This is a genomic window from Streptomyces sp. VNUA24 (assembly GCF_029167005.1).
Taxonomy (GTDB): domain Bacteria; phylum Actinomycetota; class Actinomycetes; order Streptomycetales; family Streptomycetaceae; genus Streptomyces; species Streptomyces scabiei.
On sequence record NZ_CP119143.1, the window covers coordinates 6,527,976 to 6,545,805 of the forward strand.

Annotated in this window: 14 protein-coding genes; 9 read left to right on the forward strand and 5 right to left on the reverse strand. The window is 73.2% G+C overall.

What is annotated here, in order from left to right:
- Positions 1 to 53 precede the first annotated feature (53 nt).
- The 4 genes from PYR72_RS27975 (at position 54) to cpt (ending at position 5,357) form a co-directional block, all read left to right on the forward strand.
- Complete coding sequence (locus PYR72_RS27975) at positions 54 to 2,726, forward strand: tetratricopeptide repeat protein (protein ID WP_275457866.1); 2,673 nt, start codon at positions 54 to 56, stop codon at positions 2,724 to 2,726.
- Positions 2,727 to 3,087: 361 nt separating this feature from the next.
- Positions 3,088 to 4,203 (forward strand): ADP-ribosylglycohydrolase family protein, encoded by a 1,116-nt coding sequence (locus PYR72_RS27980; RefSeq protein ID WP_275457867.1) that lies wholly within the window; start codon positions 3,088 to 3,090, stop codon positions 4,201 to 4,203.
- Positions 4,204 to 4,227: 24 nt separating this feature from the next.
- Positions 4,228 to 4,674, forward strand: a complete 447-nt coding sequence (locus tag PYR72_RS27985; RefSeq protein ID WP_275457868.1) for a GNAT family N-acetyltransferase — start codon at positions 4,228 to 4,230, stop codon at positions 4,672 to 4,674.
- 89 nt (positions 4,675 to 4,763) lie between these two features.
- Positions 4,764 to 5,357 (forward strand): chloramphenicol phosphotransferase CPT, encoded by a 594-nt coding sequence (gene cpt / locus PYR72_RS27990; protein ID WP_275457869.1) that lies wholly within the window; start codon positions 4,764 to 4,766, stop codon positions 5,355 to 5,357.
- 3 nt (positions 5,358 to 5,360) lie between these two features.
- Here the strand turns inward: cpt and PYR72_RS27995 are convergent, their stop codons facing one another.
- Together PYR72_RS27995 and PYR72_RS28000 are read right to left on the reverse strand one after the other, a co-directional pair.
- Complete coding sequence (locus PYR72_RS27995; protein WP_275457870.1) at positions 5,361 to 6,938, reverse strand: sodium:solute symporter family protein; 1,578 nt, start codon at positions 6,936 to 6,938, stop codon at positions 5,361 to 5,363.
- Between the two features lie 195 nt (positions 6,939 to 7,133).
- Positions 7,134 to 7,922, reverse strand: a complete 789-nt coding sequence (locus PYR72_RS28000) for an SDR family oxidoreductase (protein WP_275457871.1) — start codon at positions 7,920 to 7,922, stop codon at positions 7,134 to 7,136.
- An 80-nt stretch (positions 7,923 to 8,002) separates the two neighbouring features.
- Between PYR72_RS28000 and PYR72_RS28005 the strand changes: the two genes are divergently transcribed.
- A complete protein-coding gene (locus PYR72_RS28005) occupies positions 8,003 to 8,860 on the forward strand; it encodes a hypothetical protein (RefSeq protein WP_275457872.1) in 858 nt (285 codons plus the stop codon).
- Positions 8,861 to 9,006: 146 nt separating this feature from the next.
- On the opposite strand, the gene PYR72_RS28010 is transcribed toward PYR72_RS28005, so the two are convergent.
- From PYR72_RS28010 to PYR72_RS28020, 3 genes are all read right to left on the reverse strand, one after another.
- Complete coding sequence (locus PYR72_RS28010; RefSeq protein WP_046917909.1) at positions 9,007 to 9,216, reverse strand: DUF397 domain-containing protein; 210 nt, start codon at positions 9,214 to 9,216, stop codon at positions 9,007 to 9,009.
- 271 nt (positions 9,217 to 9,487) lie between these two features.
- Positions 9,488 to 10,357 (reverse strand): helix-turn-helix transcriptional regulator, encoded by an 870-nt coding sequence (locus tag PYR72_RS28015; RefSeq protein ID WP_275457873.1) that lies wholly within the window; start codon positions 10,355 to 10,357, stop codon positions 9,488 to 9,490.
- Positions 10,358 to 10,872: 515 nt separating this feature from the next.
- Positions 10,873 to 11,631 carry a GPP34 family phosphoprotein gene (locus tag PYR72_RS28020; protein WP_059084037.1) on the reverse strand — a complete coding sequence of 253 codons (759 nt, stop codon included), beginning with the start codon at positions 11,629 to 11,631 and terminating at the stop codon, positions 10,873 to 10,875.
- Positions 11,632 to 11,928: 297 nt separating this feature from the next.
- Between PYR72_RS28020 and PYR72_RS28025 the strand changes: the two genes are divergently transcribed.
- From PYR72_RS28025 to PYR72_RS28040, 4 genes are all read left to right on the forward strand, one after another.
- The gene (locus PYR72_RS28025; RefSeq protein ID WP_275457874.1) at positions 11,929 to 14,832 is read left to right on the forward strand and encodes a D-alanyl-D-alanine carboxypeptidase; all 2,904 of its coding nucleotides are present in this window, start codon (positions 11,929 to 11,931) and stop codon (positions 14,830 to 14,832) included.
- Between the two features lie 225 nt (positions 14,833 to 15,057).
- Entirely contained in the window at positions 15,058 to 16,272 is a 1,215-nt protein-coding gene (locus PYR72_RS28030; RefSeq protein WP_275457875.1) for a helix-turn-helix domain-containing protein, read from the forward strand.
- A gap of 81 nt (positions 16,273 to 16,353) precedes the next feature.
- On the forward strand, positions 16,354 to 16,743 hold the full coding sequence (locus PYR72_RS28035; RefSeq protein WP_275457876.1) for a peptidase inhibitor family I36 protein: 390 nt from the start codon (positions 16,354 to 16,356) through the stop codon (positions 16,741 to 16,743).
- Between the two features lie 131 nt (positions 16,744 to 16,874).
- Positions 16,875 to 17,792, forward strand: a complete 918-nt coding sequence (locus PYR72_RS28040) for a hypothetical protein (protein WP_275457877.1) — start codon at positions 16,875 to 16,877, stop codon at positions 17,790 to 17,792.
- Positions 17,793 to 17,830: the final 38 nt, after the last annotated feature.

A 17,830-nucleotide genomic window follows, 5' to 3' on the forward strand; every position in this document is an offset into this window, starting at 1 on the left:
AGCCGCCGATGGCGGAGAACCATGGCGAACCGAGGACGGCCGGAGGGGTATCCATGGGGCGCGCGCAGCCGCCGATCCCGACGATGCAGGAGCTGATCCGGCGGCGCACCCGCCAGGGCTTCGTCGGCCGAACCGCCGAACGGGCCGCCTTCCGCGCCAATCTCGCTCTGCCCGTCGACGACGAGCGGCGCCGCTTCCTCTTCCACGTGCACGGCAACGCGGGCATGGGAAAGACCTTCCTGGTCCGGGAGTTGGAGCAGATCGCCCGGGAGCACGGGGCCCTGACCGCGTACGTCGACGACGGCGTCGGCAGCGTGCCGGAGGCCATGGCCGTGATCGCGGACCGGTTCGCCCGGCAGGGAAGGCGGTTCAAGGAACTGGACCGGCTGCTCACCGCCCACCGCGAGCACCGGTACGAGGCCGAACTGGCCGCCATGGCCGCGGCCGAGCGGGAGGGACCACGGCACAGGACGGCCGGGGGAGCGGCGGACGAGGGTGACGCAGGGGGACCGGGGGCGTCGACGCGGGCGCGGCCCGGCGGAGCCGCCGAGCCGTCGGCCGCGAGCATGGCCGCCGCCCGGGCGACCCTGGTCGCACTCGGGCTCGTCCCGGTCGTCGGCCCGTTCGCCGGTGCCGTCGATCCCGCCCAACTCGCCCGCCAGGCGGACCGGTTGCGGTCGGGCCTCGGCACACGCGCCCGCGGTCGCGAGGATGCCGAACTGCTGCTCGCCCCCGAACTCGTCCTCACCCCGGCCCTGTTGGAGGAACTGGCCGGCGCCGCGGCCGAAGCGCCCTGGCTGGTCCTGCTCTTCGACACCTACGAGCGCACCGGTGCCTTCCTGGACCCGTGGCTGCACGACCTGGTCTCCGGCGACCGCCACGGCCCCCTCCCCGGCAACCTGGTCCTCGTGACGGCGGGCCAGCGCCCGCTCGACGCCACCCGCTGGGGCGGCCTCGGCGACTTCGTCCTCGACCTCCCGCTGCGGCCCTTCACGGAGGCCGAGTCCCGCGGTCTCCTCGCGGCCCGGGGTGTGCTCGCCCCGCCGGTGGTGGAGGAGGTCCTGCGGCTCACCGGCGGCCTGCCCGTCCTGGTCTCGACCCTCGCCGAGGCCCGCCCCGCCGGCCTCGACGACCTCGCCGACGCGGGCGACGCGAGCGCCACCGCCGTGGAGCGCTTCCTGCGCTGGGAGGGCGACCCCGTACGCCGGGCCGCCGCGCTGACCTGCGCGTTGCCCCGGTGGCTGGACGCGGAGGTGTTCCGCGTGGCCGTGACGGGCGAGGCCGAGGGGGCGGGTGCGGACCAGGGAGCGGGCGCCGAGGACCCCCACGCGCTGTTCGCCTGGCTGCGCGCCCTGCCCTTCGTGACCGACCGCGGGGACCGGGTGGTCTTCCACGACGTCGTACGGGCGCCGATGGTGCGGCTGCAGCGGACGCGGTCGCCCCGGGACTGGGGCGAGCGGCACCGCCGGCTGGCGGAGGCGTTCGCCGGGTGGCGTGCGCGGGCCGCGTCCACACAGGAGGGCGGGGAGCCGTGGGGGGAGCCGCGCTGGCGCGAACTGCGGCTGGCCGAGGCGTACCACCGGCTGTGCGCGGGGGAGCGCGGGGCGCTCGCCGGGATGCTGCGGGACGTCGTGGACGCGTGCGGCGAGGACACCGCCGTGGCCCGGCGGTGGGCCGAGGCCCTGGCCCAGGCGGGGCAGGACGCCGACGACGAGGACACGGCCCGCTGGGGGCGGGACCTGCTGGGCGCGCTGGAGCGCGGCGGTGTCCACGACGCGCTCGGAGTCCTGCTGCTCCGGGCCCCCCTCGACACCGGGCACCAGGCGTACGCGCGCGCTCTGCGGGGGCGTGCGCTGCACCGGGACGGCGCGCACGAACGGGCGGTGACCGAGTACGACCAGGCCCTCGCCCTCGACCCCGGGTCCGCCACGGCGTGGCAGGGCCGGGCGGTCGCGCGGGCGCACACCGGCGACTACGCGGGCGCCGTGGCCGACCTCGACCGGGCCGACGCGCTCGCCCCCGACGACATCACCACCCTCGTCCTGCGCGGCGACTACCACCGCCTCCTCGGCGACCCGGACGCGGCGGTCGCCGACCTCGACCGCGCGGTCGCCCTCGACCCCGTCCTCCGCTCGACGTGGGCCTCGCGCGGTGCCGCCCGGCATGCGCAGGGCCGCCTCGACGAGGCACTCGCGGATCTGGACCGCGCGCTGGAGCTTGACGGGGAGTACGTCTGGGCGCTGGTGCGCCGGGCGCGCGTACGGCGGTCCCGGGGTGAGCAGGAGCGGCGGCTGGCCGATCTGCACCATGCCGTCGCCCTCGACCCGGACGCCCCCTGGGTCCGCTGCGAACGCGGTGACGCCCTGCGGGCCGCCGGCCGCGACGAGGAGGCCCTCGCCGACTACGACCGGGCCATCGAGCTGGACCCCCTGTACGCCTCCGCGTACGCCAGCCGGGGCGTCGCCCGCTTCCGGCTGGGCCGCCACGACGACGCCCTCGCCGACCTGGACGCGGCGGTCGCCCTGCTCCCCGGGTACGCCTGGGCCCTGCGCCACCGCGCCGCCCTCCACCTCGAACTCGGCTCCCCGGAGCGGGCGCTGGCCGACGCCGAGCGGGCGCGGACGCTGCTCCCCGACGACCCGGCGGTCGCGGACGTGCACGAGCGGGCCGCGGCAGCGGCAGCGGCGACGGCCCGGCGGGCGGAGCCTCCGCGACCTCCGGAGTGAGCCGCCAGGAGTGCGCCGCCCGGAGTGAGCGCCAGGAGTGAGCGCCAGGAGTGAGTCGCCCGGAGCAGGTCACCCGGAGTGAGCCGCGCAGCGCGAGCCGTCCGGAACGGACCGTCGGAGGATGTTGCGCCGGCGCACGCTTTCTCCGAGAGTGGGACCCCGGCGCACGACCTGTTCATCTCTGCGCGTCTGTGCTGGATTGACCGAGCGATCGCACATCGGGTGTTGTTCCGTGCTCGATGAGAGCCCTGAATCGACAGTTCCTGTTCGATTACAGTGCTGGACTGTCGAGCCGTACGGGCGTACGGATGTACTGATGTACTGACGTACGGGTCGAGGCCGGGGCCATGAGGAGGCTGGGGTGGGTGCGACAGCCGGTGCCGTCTGGGGGCGTGTCGAGCAGCAGGACTACCGCAGCCGCGTGCGCGGGACGCTGCTGGGCGCGGCCGTCGGCGACGCGCTGGGCGCCCCCGTCGAGCAGCTGACCCTGGCGCAGATCGGTGAGGCGTACGGCCCCGAGTGGCTGACCGATCTGGCCTCCGCGTACGGCAGGCGCGGCGCGATCACCGACCTCACCCAGCTCACCCTGTTCACCGTCGACGGGCTGATCCGCGCCCAGGTCCGCCGTGACACCGGCGTGTGGCACCCGCCGACCGACCTGCACCGGGCGTATCTGCGCTGGGCCGCGACACAGCGCGACTGGGGCCCCGACGAACGCCGCAAGGACGACGGCTGGCTCGCCCGCGAGGAGTGGCTCTACGCGCGCCGCGACCCCTCCCTCATCTGCCTCCTCGGCTTCGCCGACGGGACCATGGGCACCCTCGACGCCCCCAAGAACCCGGGCGCGTGCGGCGCCGAGGCCGCGGCCCGCTCCGCACCCTTCGGTCTCCTCGTCGGCTGGGAGCCCCAGCTGGTCTTCCAGCTGGCCGTCGAGTGCGCGGCGCAGACGCACGGCGCCCCCGCCGCCTATCTGTCCGCCGGCTCCTACGCCGTGATCGTCCACGCCCTGGCGCGCGGCGAGGGTCTGGACGCCGCCGTGCAGAAGACCCTGGTCCTGCTGGCCGCCCGCCCCGGCCACGAGCCCGTCGCCGACGCCCTCCAGCAGGCCGTCGCCGCGGCCCGCCAGGGCACGCCGTCCCCCGCCGTCGTCGAACGCCTCGCCGGGGACGGCGCGGCGGCGGGACTGCTGGCCGTCGCCGTGTACTGCGCGCTCGTCGGCGAGGACGTCCGCCACGGCCTGTGCCTCGCCGTCAACCACAGCGGCCCCTCGGGGGCGTCCGGCGCCCTCACCGGCGGCCTCCTCGGCGCCCTCCACGGCGAGACCGCGCTGCCCCCCGCCTGGCTCGCCGAACTGGAGGGCCGCCCCACGATCCTCGTCCTCGCCGACGACTTCGCCCTCGAAATGACCCAGGGCCCGGCCCTGCACGCCCCGGGCGGCGCGGTACCGGGCTGGCTGGCCCGGTACCCGCGCGCCTGAGAAAGCGCGACCACGGTGCCGCTCATGCCCGACTGGACCCTGCGCCCGGCCCGGCCGGCCGACGTCGACCCCGTCGCCGAGCTGCGCGCCGTGGTCATGCGCCCGGACCTCGAACGCCTCGGGCGCTACGACCCCGACCGCGTCCGCCGCCGCCTGCGCGACTCCTTCGACCCGGCCCACACCTGGATCATCGAGGTCGGCGGGGTCCTCGCCGGCTGCGTGGCCCTGCGGCCGGCCGCCGACGCGCACTGGCTGGAGCACTTCTACCTGGCCCCGCACCTCCAGGGCGCCGGCATCGGCTCCGCCGTGCTCCGCACCCTCCTCGCCCGCTCCGCCCCCGCCGGCCTCCCGGTCCGCCTGAACGTCCTCCGGGGCAGCCCCGCCCGCCGTCTCTACGAACGCCACGGCTTCCGCCTGGAGACCGAGGACCGGGTGGACGCGTTCCTGGTACGCCCGCCGGACGGCGGGTGAGCGCACGCCCCTCGTCCATGGGCCCCGCGGTCGCACGCCCCGCGCGAAATGGGTTTCGTGCCGCGAGCGCGTCCCCCTACCGTGGCCCGGTGAGCACACGGATGATCATCCTCAACGGCGGTTCCAGCGCGGGCAAGTCCGGCATCGTGCGCTGTCTGCAGGCCGAACTGCCGGACCAGTGGCTGGCGTTCGGGGTGGACTCCCTCACCGAGGCCATGCCCGCGCGGATGCAGACGTCGGACGGCGGCATCGCGATCTCGGCCGACGGCGAGGTCGGCATCGGGGCGGACTTCCGCGTGCTGGAGCAGGTCTGGGCCCAGGGCCTGGTGGCCATGGCCCGCGCGGGGGGCCGTGTCATCGTCGACGACGTCTTCCTCGGCGGAGCGGTCTCCCAGCAGCGCTGGCAGCGGCTTCTCGACGGCCCGCACGGCGCCGGAGTGGACGCGCTGTGGGTCGGCGTCCGCTGCGAAGCCGCCGTCGCGGCGGGCCGCGAGATCGCCCGCGGGGACCGGGTCCGGGGCATGGCCGAGGCCCAGGCGCGCCTCGTCCACGAGGGTGTGCGCTACGACCTGGAGGTCGACACCACCCACACCGAGTCCCTGGACTGCGCCCGCGCCATCGCGGCCCACCTCGGCAGCCGTGAGGGCCGCCCCCGGAACCCCTCCCGGGCGCGGCCCTCGTAGCCCTCAGACCCCGCTCGGGCTGGACGCGTCCTTCCCCTGGGCCGGTACCGCGGCCGCCGCGCCGGCCCCGCCCCTGCCGTCCCCGTCGCCGTCGGAGTTGATGATCTCGATGAGCGCGAGCCGCTCGGGGGTGTCCTCCGGCTTGACGAAGCCGATGACGACGTACAGCACGAGCGAGACGGCCAGCGGGATGGAGACCTGGTACTGCAGGGGTACGCCGCCGTCGATGTTCCAGTGGATCGGGTAGTTCACCAGCCAGAAGGCGAACAGCCCGCACGCCCAGCTCGTGAGTGCCGCGGTCGGGCCGGAGCGGCGGAAGGGCCGCAGCAGGCCGAGCATCATCGGGATGGCCATCGGGCCCATGAGGCCGGCGACCCACTTGATGACGACGGTGATGATGTCCTTGAACGCGGGCGAGTTGACCTGGGTGGCCGCCGCCATCGACAGGCCGAGGAAGACGACCGTCGTGATGCGGGCGACCCGCAGCCCCTGCCCCTCGCTCCACGTCCGTGCCCGGCGCCAGATCACCGGCGCGCAGTCGCGGGTGAAGACGGCCGCGATGGCGTTGGCGTCGGACGAGCACATGGCCATCGTGTGGGAGAAGAACCCGACGATGACGAGGCCCAGCAGACCGTGCGGCAGCAGCTGTTCGGTCATCAGGGCGTACGTGTCGCTGCCGTTGCCCGTCTCCGACTTCACCAGCAGCGGGGACATCCACATGGGGAAGAACAGCACCAGCGGCCAGACCAGCCACAGGATCGCGGACAGCCGGGCGGAGCGCTCGGCCTCGTACGGGGTGGCCGTGGCCATGTAGCGCTGGGCCTGGTTGAGCATGCCGCCGTTGTACTCGAACAGCTTGATGAAGAGGAAGGCGAGCAGGAAGACCGTGCCGTAGGGGCCGACCAGCGGCTCGGCGTGGCCCTCCAGCTCGGGGCGGTCCCAGACCCCGAAGAAGCCGCCGTAGTCACCGAGTTTGGCGACGACGGCCACGAACATCGCGATACCCGCCAGGAGTTGGATGACGAACTGGCCCAGCTCGGTGAGCGCGTCGGCCCACAGGCCGCCGATCGTGCAGTACACGGCCGTGATCGTGCCCGTGATCAGGATGCCCTGGTTGAGGGAGACGCCGGTGAAGACGGAGAGCAGGGTGGCGATCGCGGCCCACTTCGCGCCGACGTCCACGATCTTCAGCAGCATCCCGGACCACGCCAACGCCTGCTGTGTGCCCAGGTTGTAACGGTTCTTCAGGTATTCGAGCGGCGAGGCCACGTGCAGCCGGGAGCGCAGCCGGTTGATGCGCGGCGCGAACAGCTTGGAGCCGATGGCGATGCCGAGGGCGATGGGGAACGACCAGGTCACGAAGGAGGTGACCCCGTAGGTGTAGGCGATGCCGGCGTAGCCGGTGAACATCACCGCGCTGTAGCCCGACATGTGGTGCGAGATGCCGGAGAGCCACCAGGGCATCCGGCCGCCCGCGGTGAAGAAGTCGCTGACGTTGTCCACGCGTTTGTGCGACCAGACGCCGATGGCGACCATCACACCGAAGTAGCCGATGAGCACGGCCCAGTCGAGACTGTTCATGGGCCCCCTTCCAGGGTCCGCCGCCAGGGTCAGGCATGTGAACTCTGGGTTCGGTGGCATGGCCACGGCAAGGAAGGGGTAAGTCAAGAGGGGGTAAAAAAGTTCCGAGCGATGACTTCAGTTCATGTACATGAACGATGAGTGGCCGAAAAGGATCACTCTCCTCCCTCGGGCGGGAGCCCCGGCGGGAGCAGGTCAGCGCATCAGTTCCCCGGCGTTGACGAGCAGCGACTGGCCGGTGATCGCCCGTGCGCGGTCGGAGGCCAGGAAGACCGCCGCGTCCGCGACGTCCCCGTCCGTGGCCAGCTCCGGCAGTGCCATCCGCTCGGTGAGCCGCGCCAGCACCTCCGCCTCGGACACCCCCTCGCCGTGCGCCGAGAACCGCACGTACGCCTCCACGGGCGGCCCCCACATCCAGCCCGGCAGGACGGTGTTGACCCGGATCCGGTGCGGCCCCAGCTCCCGCGCCAGCGAGTACATCGCGCTCGTCAGCGCGCCCTTGGACGCCGCGTACGCCGCCTGCCGCACCTGCGAGGGCGCGGCCACCGCCGACTGCGTGCCGATGATGACGACCGCCCCGCCGCCCGCCTCCTTCAGGTCCGGCAGGCACGCCCGGGTCATCCGCAGGGTGCCCAGCAGGTTCACGTCGAGGACCGCCTGCCAGGTGGTGAAGTCGGCGTCCTCCAGGCCCCCGAAGTAGCTGTCCCAGGCCGCCACGTGCACCACCGCGTGCACGCCCCCGAACCGCTCCCGCGCCAGCGCCGCGAGCGCCGCGCACTGCTCCTCGTCGGTGATGTCGGTGGCCCGGTACGCCGTGTGCGCGCCGCCCGGGTCCACCTCCGCCGCGGCCTTGGCGAGATGCGCCTCCGTGCGCGCCCCCAGCACGGCGTTCCCGCCGTCCCGGACGACCGCCGCGGCGACCCGCAGACCCAGCCCCGCCCCGACTCCCGAGACGACGACCGTCTTTCCGCTGAGCAGTGACATCGGAGACCTCCCGGCTCTGGCGCATTATCTGACGGAGCGTCAGAGTATGGGCGACCGCAGGTGGACGGAAGGGGAAGCACATGAGCGACGCCGAGCACACGGGCGAGGACACCCGCAGCGCCACGTACGCCGAACTGGCCGCCGTCGGCCCGTACGGTGTCCACCCCGGCCATGCCCTGATCACCATGGTGGAGCCGCACCCGGGCCACGAGTACGCGTACAACCGCTGGTACGAGGACGACCACTACTACGCGGGCGCGATGGCGATGCCGTGGATGTTCTCGGGGCGCCGCTGGGTCGCCACCCGCGACCTCCAGCTCCTGCGCACACCCGAGAAGTCGGCGATCGCCCAGCCGGTCACCGCCGGCTGCTACCTCTCCACGTACTGGATCACCGACGGCCGCTACGACGACCACATGCGGTGGACCGTCGCCATCAACAGGCGGCTGAATCGCGACGCACGCGTCTACCAGGACCGTACGCACGTCTTCACGGCCTTCCAGGACCACGAGGTGACCGTCTACCGCGACGGGGCCGCCGGCCCCCGGGACTTCCATGCCCTCGACCACCCGTACGCGGGCCTCGTGCTCCAGGTGATCGACGCCGAAGGGCCCGGGGAACGGGCGGAGTTGCTGGAGTGGCTGCGGTCCCGCCACCTCCCGAAGCGGCTCGCGGGATCGCCGGCCGCGATGGTCACCGTCTTCCGGCCCACCCCGCTGCCCCTGGACCGGATGTCGTACGTCAAGCAGGTCGAGGGCGTCGACACCCGCCTGACGCTGCTGTGGTTCCTGGAGACCGATCCGCGTGACCGCTGGGAGGCGTCCTTCGGCGGGCTGGGCGAGGCGGTCGCCGAATCGGGCCTGGGGCGGCAGGAGTTGCTGGCGCCGTTCGTCCCGACGGTGCCGGGTACCGACAGGTACGTGGACCGGCTGCGCTGATGCCGCGCCCGGGGCCGCCCCCCTGGAACGCGGGCAAGGCCGAGCCCCCTCGGCCAGGACGGCGGGCCGGTCGAGAGGGCTCTGTCAGTGGGTGTGTGTGAAGTTGGGGTGATGAGGGAGGTGGTGATGGTCGTGGTGAACCATGGTCACGCGAGGTCGAAGGCTCCCCGGCCGACCTCGGCCACGAAGGCGCTCCACGAGTCGGCGGGGAACGCCAGCGTCGGCCCGTCGGTGACCTTGGAGTCGCGTACGGACAGGGCCGAGACGACGGGGGACTTGACCTCGACGCACGCGCCGTTGCCCGTGGAGTAGGACGACTTGACCCACGAGTTCTGGGCGCCTTGCTGAATTGCCATTTCTGCTCCGCTTGCCGGTTGGTCGCTGAGTTGCTGTCGCCGAGCCGTGGAGAGGGAAGGGGAAACGGTGCTGTCCGCTACCGGAATCCACGGCTCGGTTTGCGCCAAGGTCGTTGCTTTCCTTGGCGTGATCGACGCTACTCGCCAACATCGCCTGACGAAGCGACTATTCACTCGGGTGGGTGGCATATTCCATGGGGGTCTTCCCCTCGAGTGTGTCGAGGGTGTATCTTCCGGCCCCTTCAGTCCCATCCGGGCCGGGAGAGCCCGTTCACTCGGGACGGAGCCGCGCGTACTCCTTCGCGATCTTCTCGATGAGCTGGCGGGATTGCTCCACGTTCAGGGCCTGGGCCCTCAAGTGCTCGTACATCACGCTGTACTTCTGGACGTCGGCCGGCTTCTCCAGGTACAGGTCGCTGGTCACGCCCTCGATGTAGACGACGCTGGAGTCCGACGCGTCCGGGAACTCCAGGATCGCGTACTGCCCGTTCAGCCCGGGGTGCGCACCCATGTCGAAGGGGATCACCTGGACGGTGACGTGCGGGAGTTGGGACTGCTCGACCAGGTGCTCCAGTTGCTCGCGCATGAGGGAGCGGTTGCCCACGACCCGGCGCAGCGCGGACTCGTCGAGGACCGTCCACAGCCGCAGCGGGCTCTCCGGGGCGGAGATACGTTCCTGTCGCCTCAGCCGTACCTGGACCCGCTTCTCGATGTCGGCGGCCGTCGTCTCGGGCAGCGCGCCCGCGATGAGCGCCTCGGCGTACGGGCGGGTCTGCAGCAGCCCGGGGACGACCTGGGGGTCGTAGACGCGCAGACTGGCCGCGTCGGTCTCCAGGCCGATGTAGACGCTGTACGGGACGTCGCCGAAGGCATGCCACCAGCCCTGCTGCCGGGAGTCCTTGGCCATCTGCATGAGGGAGTCGACGACCCGCTGGTCCTCGACCTCGTAGACCCCGCAGAGATCGCGGACGTCACGCTGGCTGATGCTGCGGCGGCCGTTCTCCAGGCGGCTGATCTTCGACTGGGAGACCAGCAGCCGCTCGGCGACCTCCTCGGCGGTCATGCCCTTGAGCTCGCGGAGCCGACGCAGCTCCTGGCCCAACCGGCGTCGCCTGACGGTGGGATTGACGTTGGACGCCACGGGACGTGCACCTCCGGCTGCGTGCCTCTACTTTGCGTATCTGCTGCTGAGCAGATTGCCACCAAGGTGCCGAGTACCGCTGGAAAACAGCGGATATGCGCTGCGCACGCGCCCTTTGTGCCGGTGATTTTCCGCCGCGGAGGGATCTTCGCCGGACGGACACGGGTGCGCGGCCCGGGCGGCTCGGACGCGACCCGGACGTACCCCGACGCGCCCCGGACGCGGACATGCGGTCGCGCGGGGCGTGCGGGGCGTGTGACGGCCCCGCACGCCCCGCGCGAACCTGCGGCTCCCGAACCGGGTCCTGGGTCCCTCGGCACGTGCGAGACGCACGACACGCGCGTGACGTCCGTGGTGCGGTGGGGGCGGGACCCGCGGCTCCGGGGTCCTGCTCCCACCGCACACCACGGTGCCGTGACGCGCGCGTCGAACGTCGAGCTCCGCGCGTGCCTCAGGTGTGTCGGGTCTTTCGGGTGCTGCGCGTACTCAAGTGCTGCGGGTGCTGCGGGTGCTGCTCAGTGCGCCACCACGCGGGCCATCGAGCCACGGCGTGGCTGCATCGGAACGCCGCGCGCGGGCTCCGGTGCGGGTGGCCTGGCGCCGGGGGCGGCCTGACGGCCGGTCGGTGCCGGGCTGCGGCGTGGCTGCGCGGCCACACCGTTCTGCACATCCATGACGGCGTGGGCCACCAGGCCGCCCATGGGGTCGTGCCGGATCAGGTCCCGCAGCCGGGAGCGGGACGAGCGTCCCTCGTTCCCCGGATACAGGTGCTTGCCGAGGCCGACCGCGTGCGCCAGGGCGGCGAGCGCCGCGGTCCGCGGGTCCGGCGGTACGCCGGTGCGGATCGCGGAGTCCAGCCGGGCTCGGATCTCCCGGCTGATCTCGGTCTGACTCGCCTGGTAGCGAGTGGTCGGCAGCACTCCGCACATCTGGCCCGCCACGGCATGCACCATGCCGCACCGCTCCAGATGCGAGAGGTAGATCTGGCGGAGCCCGAGACGCGGCCCGCCGATCCAGTGGACCGCCCGTACGGGAGCGCCACGCCTTCGCAGCAACTCCAACGCGCAGTCCAGAGTCGGATCTCCAGTCGGCCGTGGGGACACCACGGCGATACGATCCCCGTCTGGGGCTATCCGTCCGGCCAGCGCCAGCTCCACTAGCTGCGCTCCGGCCAGACCCAGGTCGAGCGACTGCGGCTGCGCGGTGGTACCCGTGGCCGGGTCCAACGCCAGCAGCAGAAGCTCCTCCGGAAGTGTTCTGCGGCTCCTGCCCATCCATGCCTCCCCGCGTGGATGAAAGACAGGGTGACCCCTCTCACATTGGTCTGTCGAGGGTGCGTGACCGGAATGTAGTGGAACCGATAGGTATGTCGTTCTCGTCTACCGCAGGGGTTAAGCCCGCACACAGGACACTGGTACATGGTTCGGACAGCGGCGAGGCGCGGTGGTGCGCCGGTGGCTAGTGTCCGGGCGGCGGGTTTTTTTCACGGATTCGCGGATTCACGGGTTCACGGTTCACGGTTCGGTTGGGCGCGCGCTCCTTGGACGGGCGGCGCGCGGGAGGAGGCATCGGTGGCGGGCACGTCCCCCGACAGGTCGAAGCGGTACGAGTCGTCGACGGAGTCGACAACGGGGAACGAGCCACCGGTCCGGGACACCCCCGGTCCCGCGAAGCCGTCCCCCGACCCACGCCTCGCGATGTCCCGGGACACCGCCCCGAAGCCCGACCAGGCGACGGCGGTGTTCTCCCGCCGCTCCCTGACCGAGACGACGGAGGTCGCGACCGACCGCGACACGGCCGAGGCCGATGCGGCTGCGGCCGTGCCGGGTGACGGTGGTCCGGAGACGGGCGGCTCGGGTGCGGACACGGGTTCCGGCGGGCCGGCAGCCGGGCCGTCGGGTGCCGGTGCCGGTTCCGGCGACTCGGACACCGGTTCGTCTCGCCCTGCCGCGGACACCGCGTCCGAGTCCCCCTCCGACGACGCTTCGGCGGATGCCGGCTCCGGCGACGGTGAGGGCTCCGACGGCGCCCCGAACGCCCCGCACGGCTCCGCGCAGGCCCCCGCCGACTCCGACGAGGCGGAGGACGGCCAGGGCGGCGGAGAGGAGCGGCACCGGGAGGAGACCCCCGGGAGCGAGCCTGCCGCCGGAGCCGCCGGAGCCGCCGGAGCCGCCGGAGCCGCCGGAGCCGCCGGAGCCGCCGGAGCCGCCGGAGCCGCCGGAGCCGGTGAGGGCGCCCGGAGCACGGCGGACGAGCCCGAGGCCGCCGACGAGGCCCCGACGGACGAGCCCGGCGCCGATCACGACGACACCGACTCACCTGAACGCGGTGCCGACGCGCCCGCCCCCGCCGCCTCGGCGGCCCGCCTGCCCGGCGCCCGCGCGGGGGAGGAGAGCGACCGCGTGGCCGCCACGGGTACGGACGCGGATGCGGAAGGCGAGACCGACGCAGACGCGGACGCAGCCGCAGATGCCGATACCGGCACCGGCACAGGCACGGGGGTCGGCGTCAAGGACAAGGCCGAGGCCGAGGCCGAGGCCGCCCCCCGGTCCCCCCGCACCGGCGACGACTCGAAGACGACCACGCTCCGCGTGCCCGCCGCAGCCGTGCGGACGGAGCCGGAGGACGCGGTCGTCGCCCGTGCCGCGGGCGATGCCCACCCCGAGGACGCGCGTCCGGCTGCGGCCGACGAGGTGAAGGACCGTTCCGCCGCCGACGAGCGGGATGCCGTCGACGACGAAAGCCGGGCCGAGGGGAAGCCCGAGGGCGAGGGCGAGGACCCGGCCGCAGCCGAGGCGGAGCAGGCCGAGGCGAAGCAGGCCGTGGACCAGCCGACCGCCATCTTCCGGGCCCCGCGGCCCCCCGCCGTGGACCAGCCCACCACCATGCTCAAGCTGGGCGGCGCCACCGCCCCCAAGGCCACCGAACCCGCCGACCGGGCCGAGGCCGACGCCGGGACCGACCGGGCCGAGGCCGACGCCGAGCCCGCCGGGAAGGCCCTCGCGGACCCCCCGGCCCCGTCCGAGCGCACCAGCAAATTCGTCGCCCTGAAGCCCTTGGACGAGCACGCCCCGGCCAGGCCCCCGGCCGCCGCGCCCGCCGCGCCCGACGGGCCCGCCGTCACCCCGGCGGAGGCGACGCGGGCCATCCCGCAGGTAGGCCCCGAGCGGACGACACAGCAGCCGCTGCCGCCGAAGCCGCCGCTCGACCTGCTGGCCGAGCTGACCAACACCCCGCCGCCGCGCCAGACCCCCGTACGGACGTTCATCCGCCGGGTCAAGATCTGGACGCCCCTGGCAGTCCTGCTGGTGATCGTGTTCGCGGTCGCACAGTCCCTGCGTCCGCTGCCCGCCCCTGCCCTCGCCCTGACCGCCGACGAGTCGTACGCGTTCAAGGGCGGCAAGGTCGACCTGCCGTGGCCCGCCGAGGGCCAGGGCTGGATGGACGTCAACGGCATCGGCACGATGGACAGCTTCGGCGAGCAGAAGCCCGTGGCCATCGGCTCCGTCGCCAAGGCGATGACCGCGTACGTCATCCTCAAGGACCACCCGATGAAGCCCGGCGAGAAGGGCGAGACGATCACCGTCGACGCCAAGGGCGAGACCGAGGGCGGTTACGACAAGGACGGCGAGTCCACCCTCAACACCGTCAAGGAGGGCGACGAGCTCTCCCAGTACGACGCGATCGCGGCCATCATGATTCCGTCCGCGAACAACATCGCGCGGCTGCTGGCCCGTTGGGACAGCAAGGGCTCGGAGGAGGCGTTCGTCAAGAAGATGAACGCCGCCGCCAAGGACCTCGGGATGAAGAACACGACGTACACCGACCCCTCCGGGCTGAAGGAGACGACCGTCTCCACCGCCGAGGACCAGGTCAAGCTCGGCAACGCGCTGGTGAAGATGAAGGCCCTCACCGACATCACCAAACTGCCCACCTGGGTGGACCCGTCGGGCAAGAAGTGGGACAACTACAACCGTCTCGTCCCGTACAACAACGCCATCGGCATCAAGACCGGCTCCACCACCGCCGCCGGCGGCAACCTCCTCTTCGCGGCCACGCAGGAGGTCGGCGGCGAGACGGCGATCGTCGTCGGCGCGGTCCTCGGCCAGCACACCCCGCCGATCATCGACACGGTCAACGCGGTCAGCAAGACCGCGATGATCGCCGCCCAGGACGCGCTGACCTCCGACACGATCCTGAAGAAGGGTGACGTCGTCGGACAGGTCGACGACGGACTCGGCGGCCGGACCCCGGTCGTGGTCACGAAGAACGTCTCGGCGGTCGGCTGGGCCGGCAAGACCGTGCGGCTCGAACTCGACGCGAACGCGACCATCCCGCACGAGGCGAAGCCGGGGACCGTGGTCGGATCACTGATCGTCGGCAACGGCACCGGCGACGGGGTGAAGGTCCCGGTCGCCCTCCGGGAAACGCTCACCGAACCCGGCTTCCTCACCAAGCTGACCCGGGTGAGCTGAGCGACCCGACGCCGAGGCGCCCCTGTCCGACCATACGGACGGACAGGGGCGCTTCCGCATGTCCGGGACTTGTTTCCCAAGGCGCTGGGGTGCTTCTTCCTGGTGATCGATTGTCATGGACGGGACTCGGTTCGCAATGCTTTGATCCCTGCGGGATCGCTGTGATCGCTCAGGGTCACAGCCCGGACTGACCATCCGCCCGACCATCGCCACGGGGAGATCGTCTTGACCGAGACCGCGGGCCCGAGCTGCCCTGCCGACCTGCACACCACCCTGCTCCCGCGAGCCGAGCGGCTGACCGCCTGGCGGCACCGGCTCGCCCACGCCCTCGCCCTCGCACCCCTGGAGGTGCGCACCCCGCACGCGGCCGACTTCCCGGCCAGCCTGCGCCTGGTGGACCTCGGGATCGTCCGGGTCGCGACCACCACGTCACCGCCGCTGGAGGCCCACGCCCGCCGCGCCGCCCGCCCGTCCGGCCCGGCGGCCGGGGGGCCGCGTCGCTACGCGCTGGTGCTCAGCCGGGCGGGCCACGTCACCGTCGCCGACGAGAGCGGACGGGCCGTCGCGCTGGCCCCGGGCGACCTCACCTTCTGCGACACGACCCGCCCGTTCACCGTGCGCATGACCCCGCCGGTGCCGTCACCGGACGCCGGGGTCTGCGGCGGCGGCGCCGGGCGGGTGTCGGTGCTCACCGCCCTGGTGTCGGCGAAGCTGATCCCGGTGCGGGCCGAGGGCGCCGAGCAGTGGCTGCTCACCCGCTTCGCCCGGACCGAGGCCATGGCGTCGATGCTCTCGCGCCACCTTCACGACGTCGTACGGCAGGCCGGGAGCTGGAGCCCGGCCGACCGTTCCCGTGTCGCCGCCGTCACCGTGGACCTCATGGGGGCGCTCCTGGCCAGGCCGGACGGCGGTCCGGCCGCCGGGACGGGCTCCGGGCGGGGGGCCGATCCGGCCGCCGACCCCGAGCGGCTGGCCCTGCAGAACCGCATCCACACCCACATCCTGCGCCACCTGGGCGACCCCGGACTCGGCCCCCGCGAGGTGGCCGACGCGCACCGGATCTCCCTGCGCCATCTGCACCAGCTCTTCCACGAACAGGGGCTGACGGTCGCCGCCTGGATACGGCACCGCCGGCTGGAGGGCTGCCGCCACGACCTGGCCGACGGGGGTCAGCGCGGCACGCCCATCCAGACCATCGCGACCCGCTGGGGGTTCCCGGACGCCGCGCACTTCAGCCGGCTCTTCCGGGCGGCGTACGACATCGCGCCGAGCGAGTACCGCAAGGCGTGTACGGGGCCGGAGCCGAAGCCGGCCTCGGAACCGGCCCCGGAACCGGCTCCGGAACCGGCCCCGGAGTGGGGGCCCGCCCCCGTGTCACCCGCGCACCACCCGGCGCACGCGTATCCAACCGTTGCGCACGCATCGCCAACGACTTCCTGACCCGCGTTCGGAAGGATCGTCCTCGCACGGCAAGCCGGTCGGCGTCCGCCGACCGGCAAGCGGCAACGGAGGAATACAGAGATGCGCAAGATCGCCATCGCGGTCGCCACCCTCGGTCTCGGAGCCGGCCTGATCGCCGCCTCCCCCGCAGCCACCGCGGCCGACACCGCGGGCGCGGCGGCCCAGATCCGGGCCGGGTCCATCACCCTCTTCGAGCACGACGACTTCGGCGGACACAAGGCCGTGTTCAGCGCCACGGACTGCAACCTCTCCAACAACAAGTGGGCCGGCACCAACACGATCATGGACAACGAGGCCAGCTCCATGTCCAACGGCCGTACCTCGTCCGTCTGGCTGTGGCAGGGCGCGGGCAAGACCGGTGAGTCCTACCGTGCCGCCGCGAACAGCGCGGACGCGGACTTCAGCAACAACGACATCGGCGACAACTCCGTGAGCTGCGTCGAGTTCTGAGGCAGCCGGGTCTCCCACCCGCACGCGCCATGAGGGGGCGCCGCGTCCGGACGCGGCGCCCCCGCGCACGTACCGGCACGCCCACACGTACACGCCCACACCCACACATACAGGCAGAGGAGCCCGCGTCCATGTCCTTCCCCGCGTCCGTACGCCTCGCCCGCCGGCCGCTGCGCGGTGTCGCCGTCCTCGGTCTGGTGGTCGTCACGGCGGGCTGCGCGGCCGACACGACCACGCGGCGGCCGCCGGCCCGCGAGCAGGCCGCCGCCGAGGCCGCGCCCGCGCCGAGCGCGGAGGCACGGGAACTGGTGCTGCCCTTCGACACGTACAAGATGTCCAAGGCGGACGACTACCTCGTCGCGGCCGCCGAGGACGTGCTGATGGGGGACTGTCTCAGGGCGAAGGGGATGGGCTGGACGGCCCGTCCACCGGTGAAGGCCGCCGAGACGGACCCGCCGAACCGGCGCCGTTACGGGGTCATCGAGGACGCGGTGGCCCGGGAGTTCGGGTTCCACGCGCCGCCGGACCCGGTCGCCGAGGTGCGCTTCACGTCCGCGCTGGAGCGGCGGGCCGAGGCCCTCACCGCCGGGGAGCGGCGGGCCGCGTACGGCGACGACGGCACCGGCGGCTGCTGGCGGCAGGCGCACGACCGGCTGCTGCGGGGAGTGCCCGCGTCCGACTACGGCGTCCTCAACCGCCGTGCCCTGCGCGCCTTCGAGGACTCGCGGCGCGATCCCCGGGTGCGGGCGGTGTTCCGTGAGTGGAGCGCCTGTATGGCGAAGGACGGCTTCCGGTACGCCGATCCGCCGGCCGCGGTGAACGACCCGCGCTGGGGTGCCTCGACGGCCCCCTCCGCCCGCGAGATCGCGACGGCACGCGCGGACGTCCGCTGCAAGGAGGAGACCGGAGTGGTCCCCGTCTGGCGCGCCGCCGAGACCCGCATCCAGCGGGCGGCGATCGCCGAGGCCCCCACGGACTTCCAGGCCCTGAAAGCCACCCGCCAGGCCCACCTCACCGCGGCCCGCGCAACGCTCCGCGAACACTCCTGACCCGGCTCCCGGCTCCCGGCTCCGGGCTCCCGGCTTCG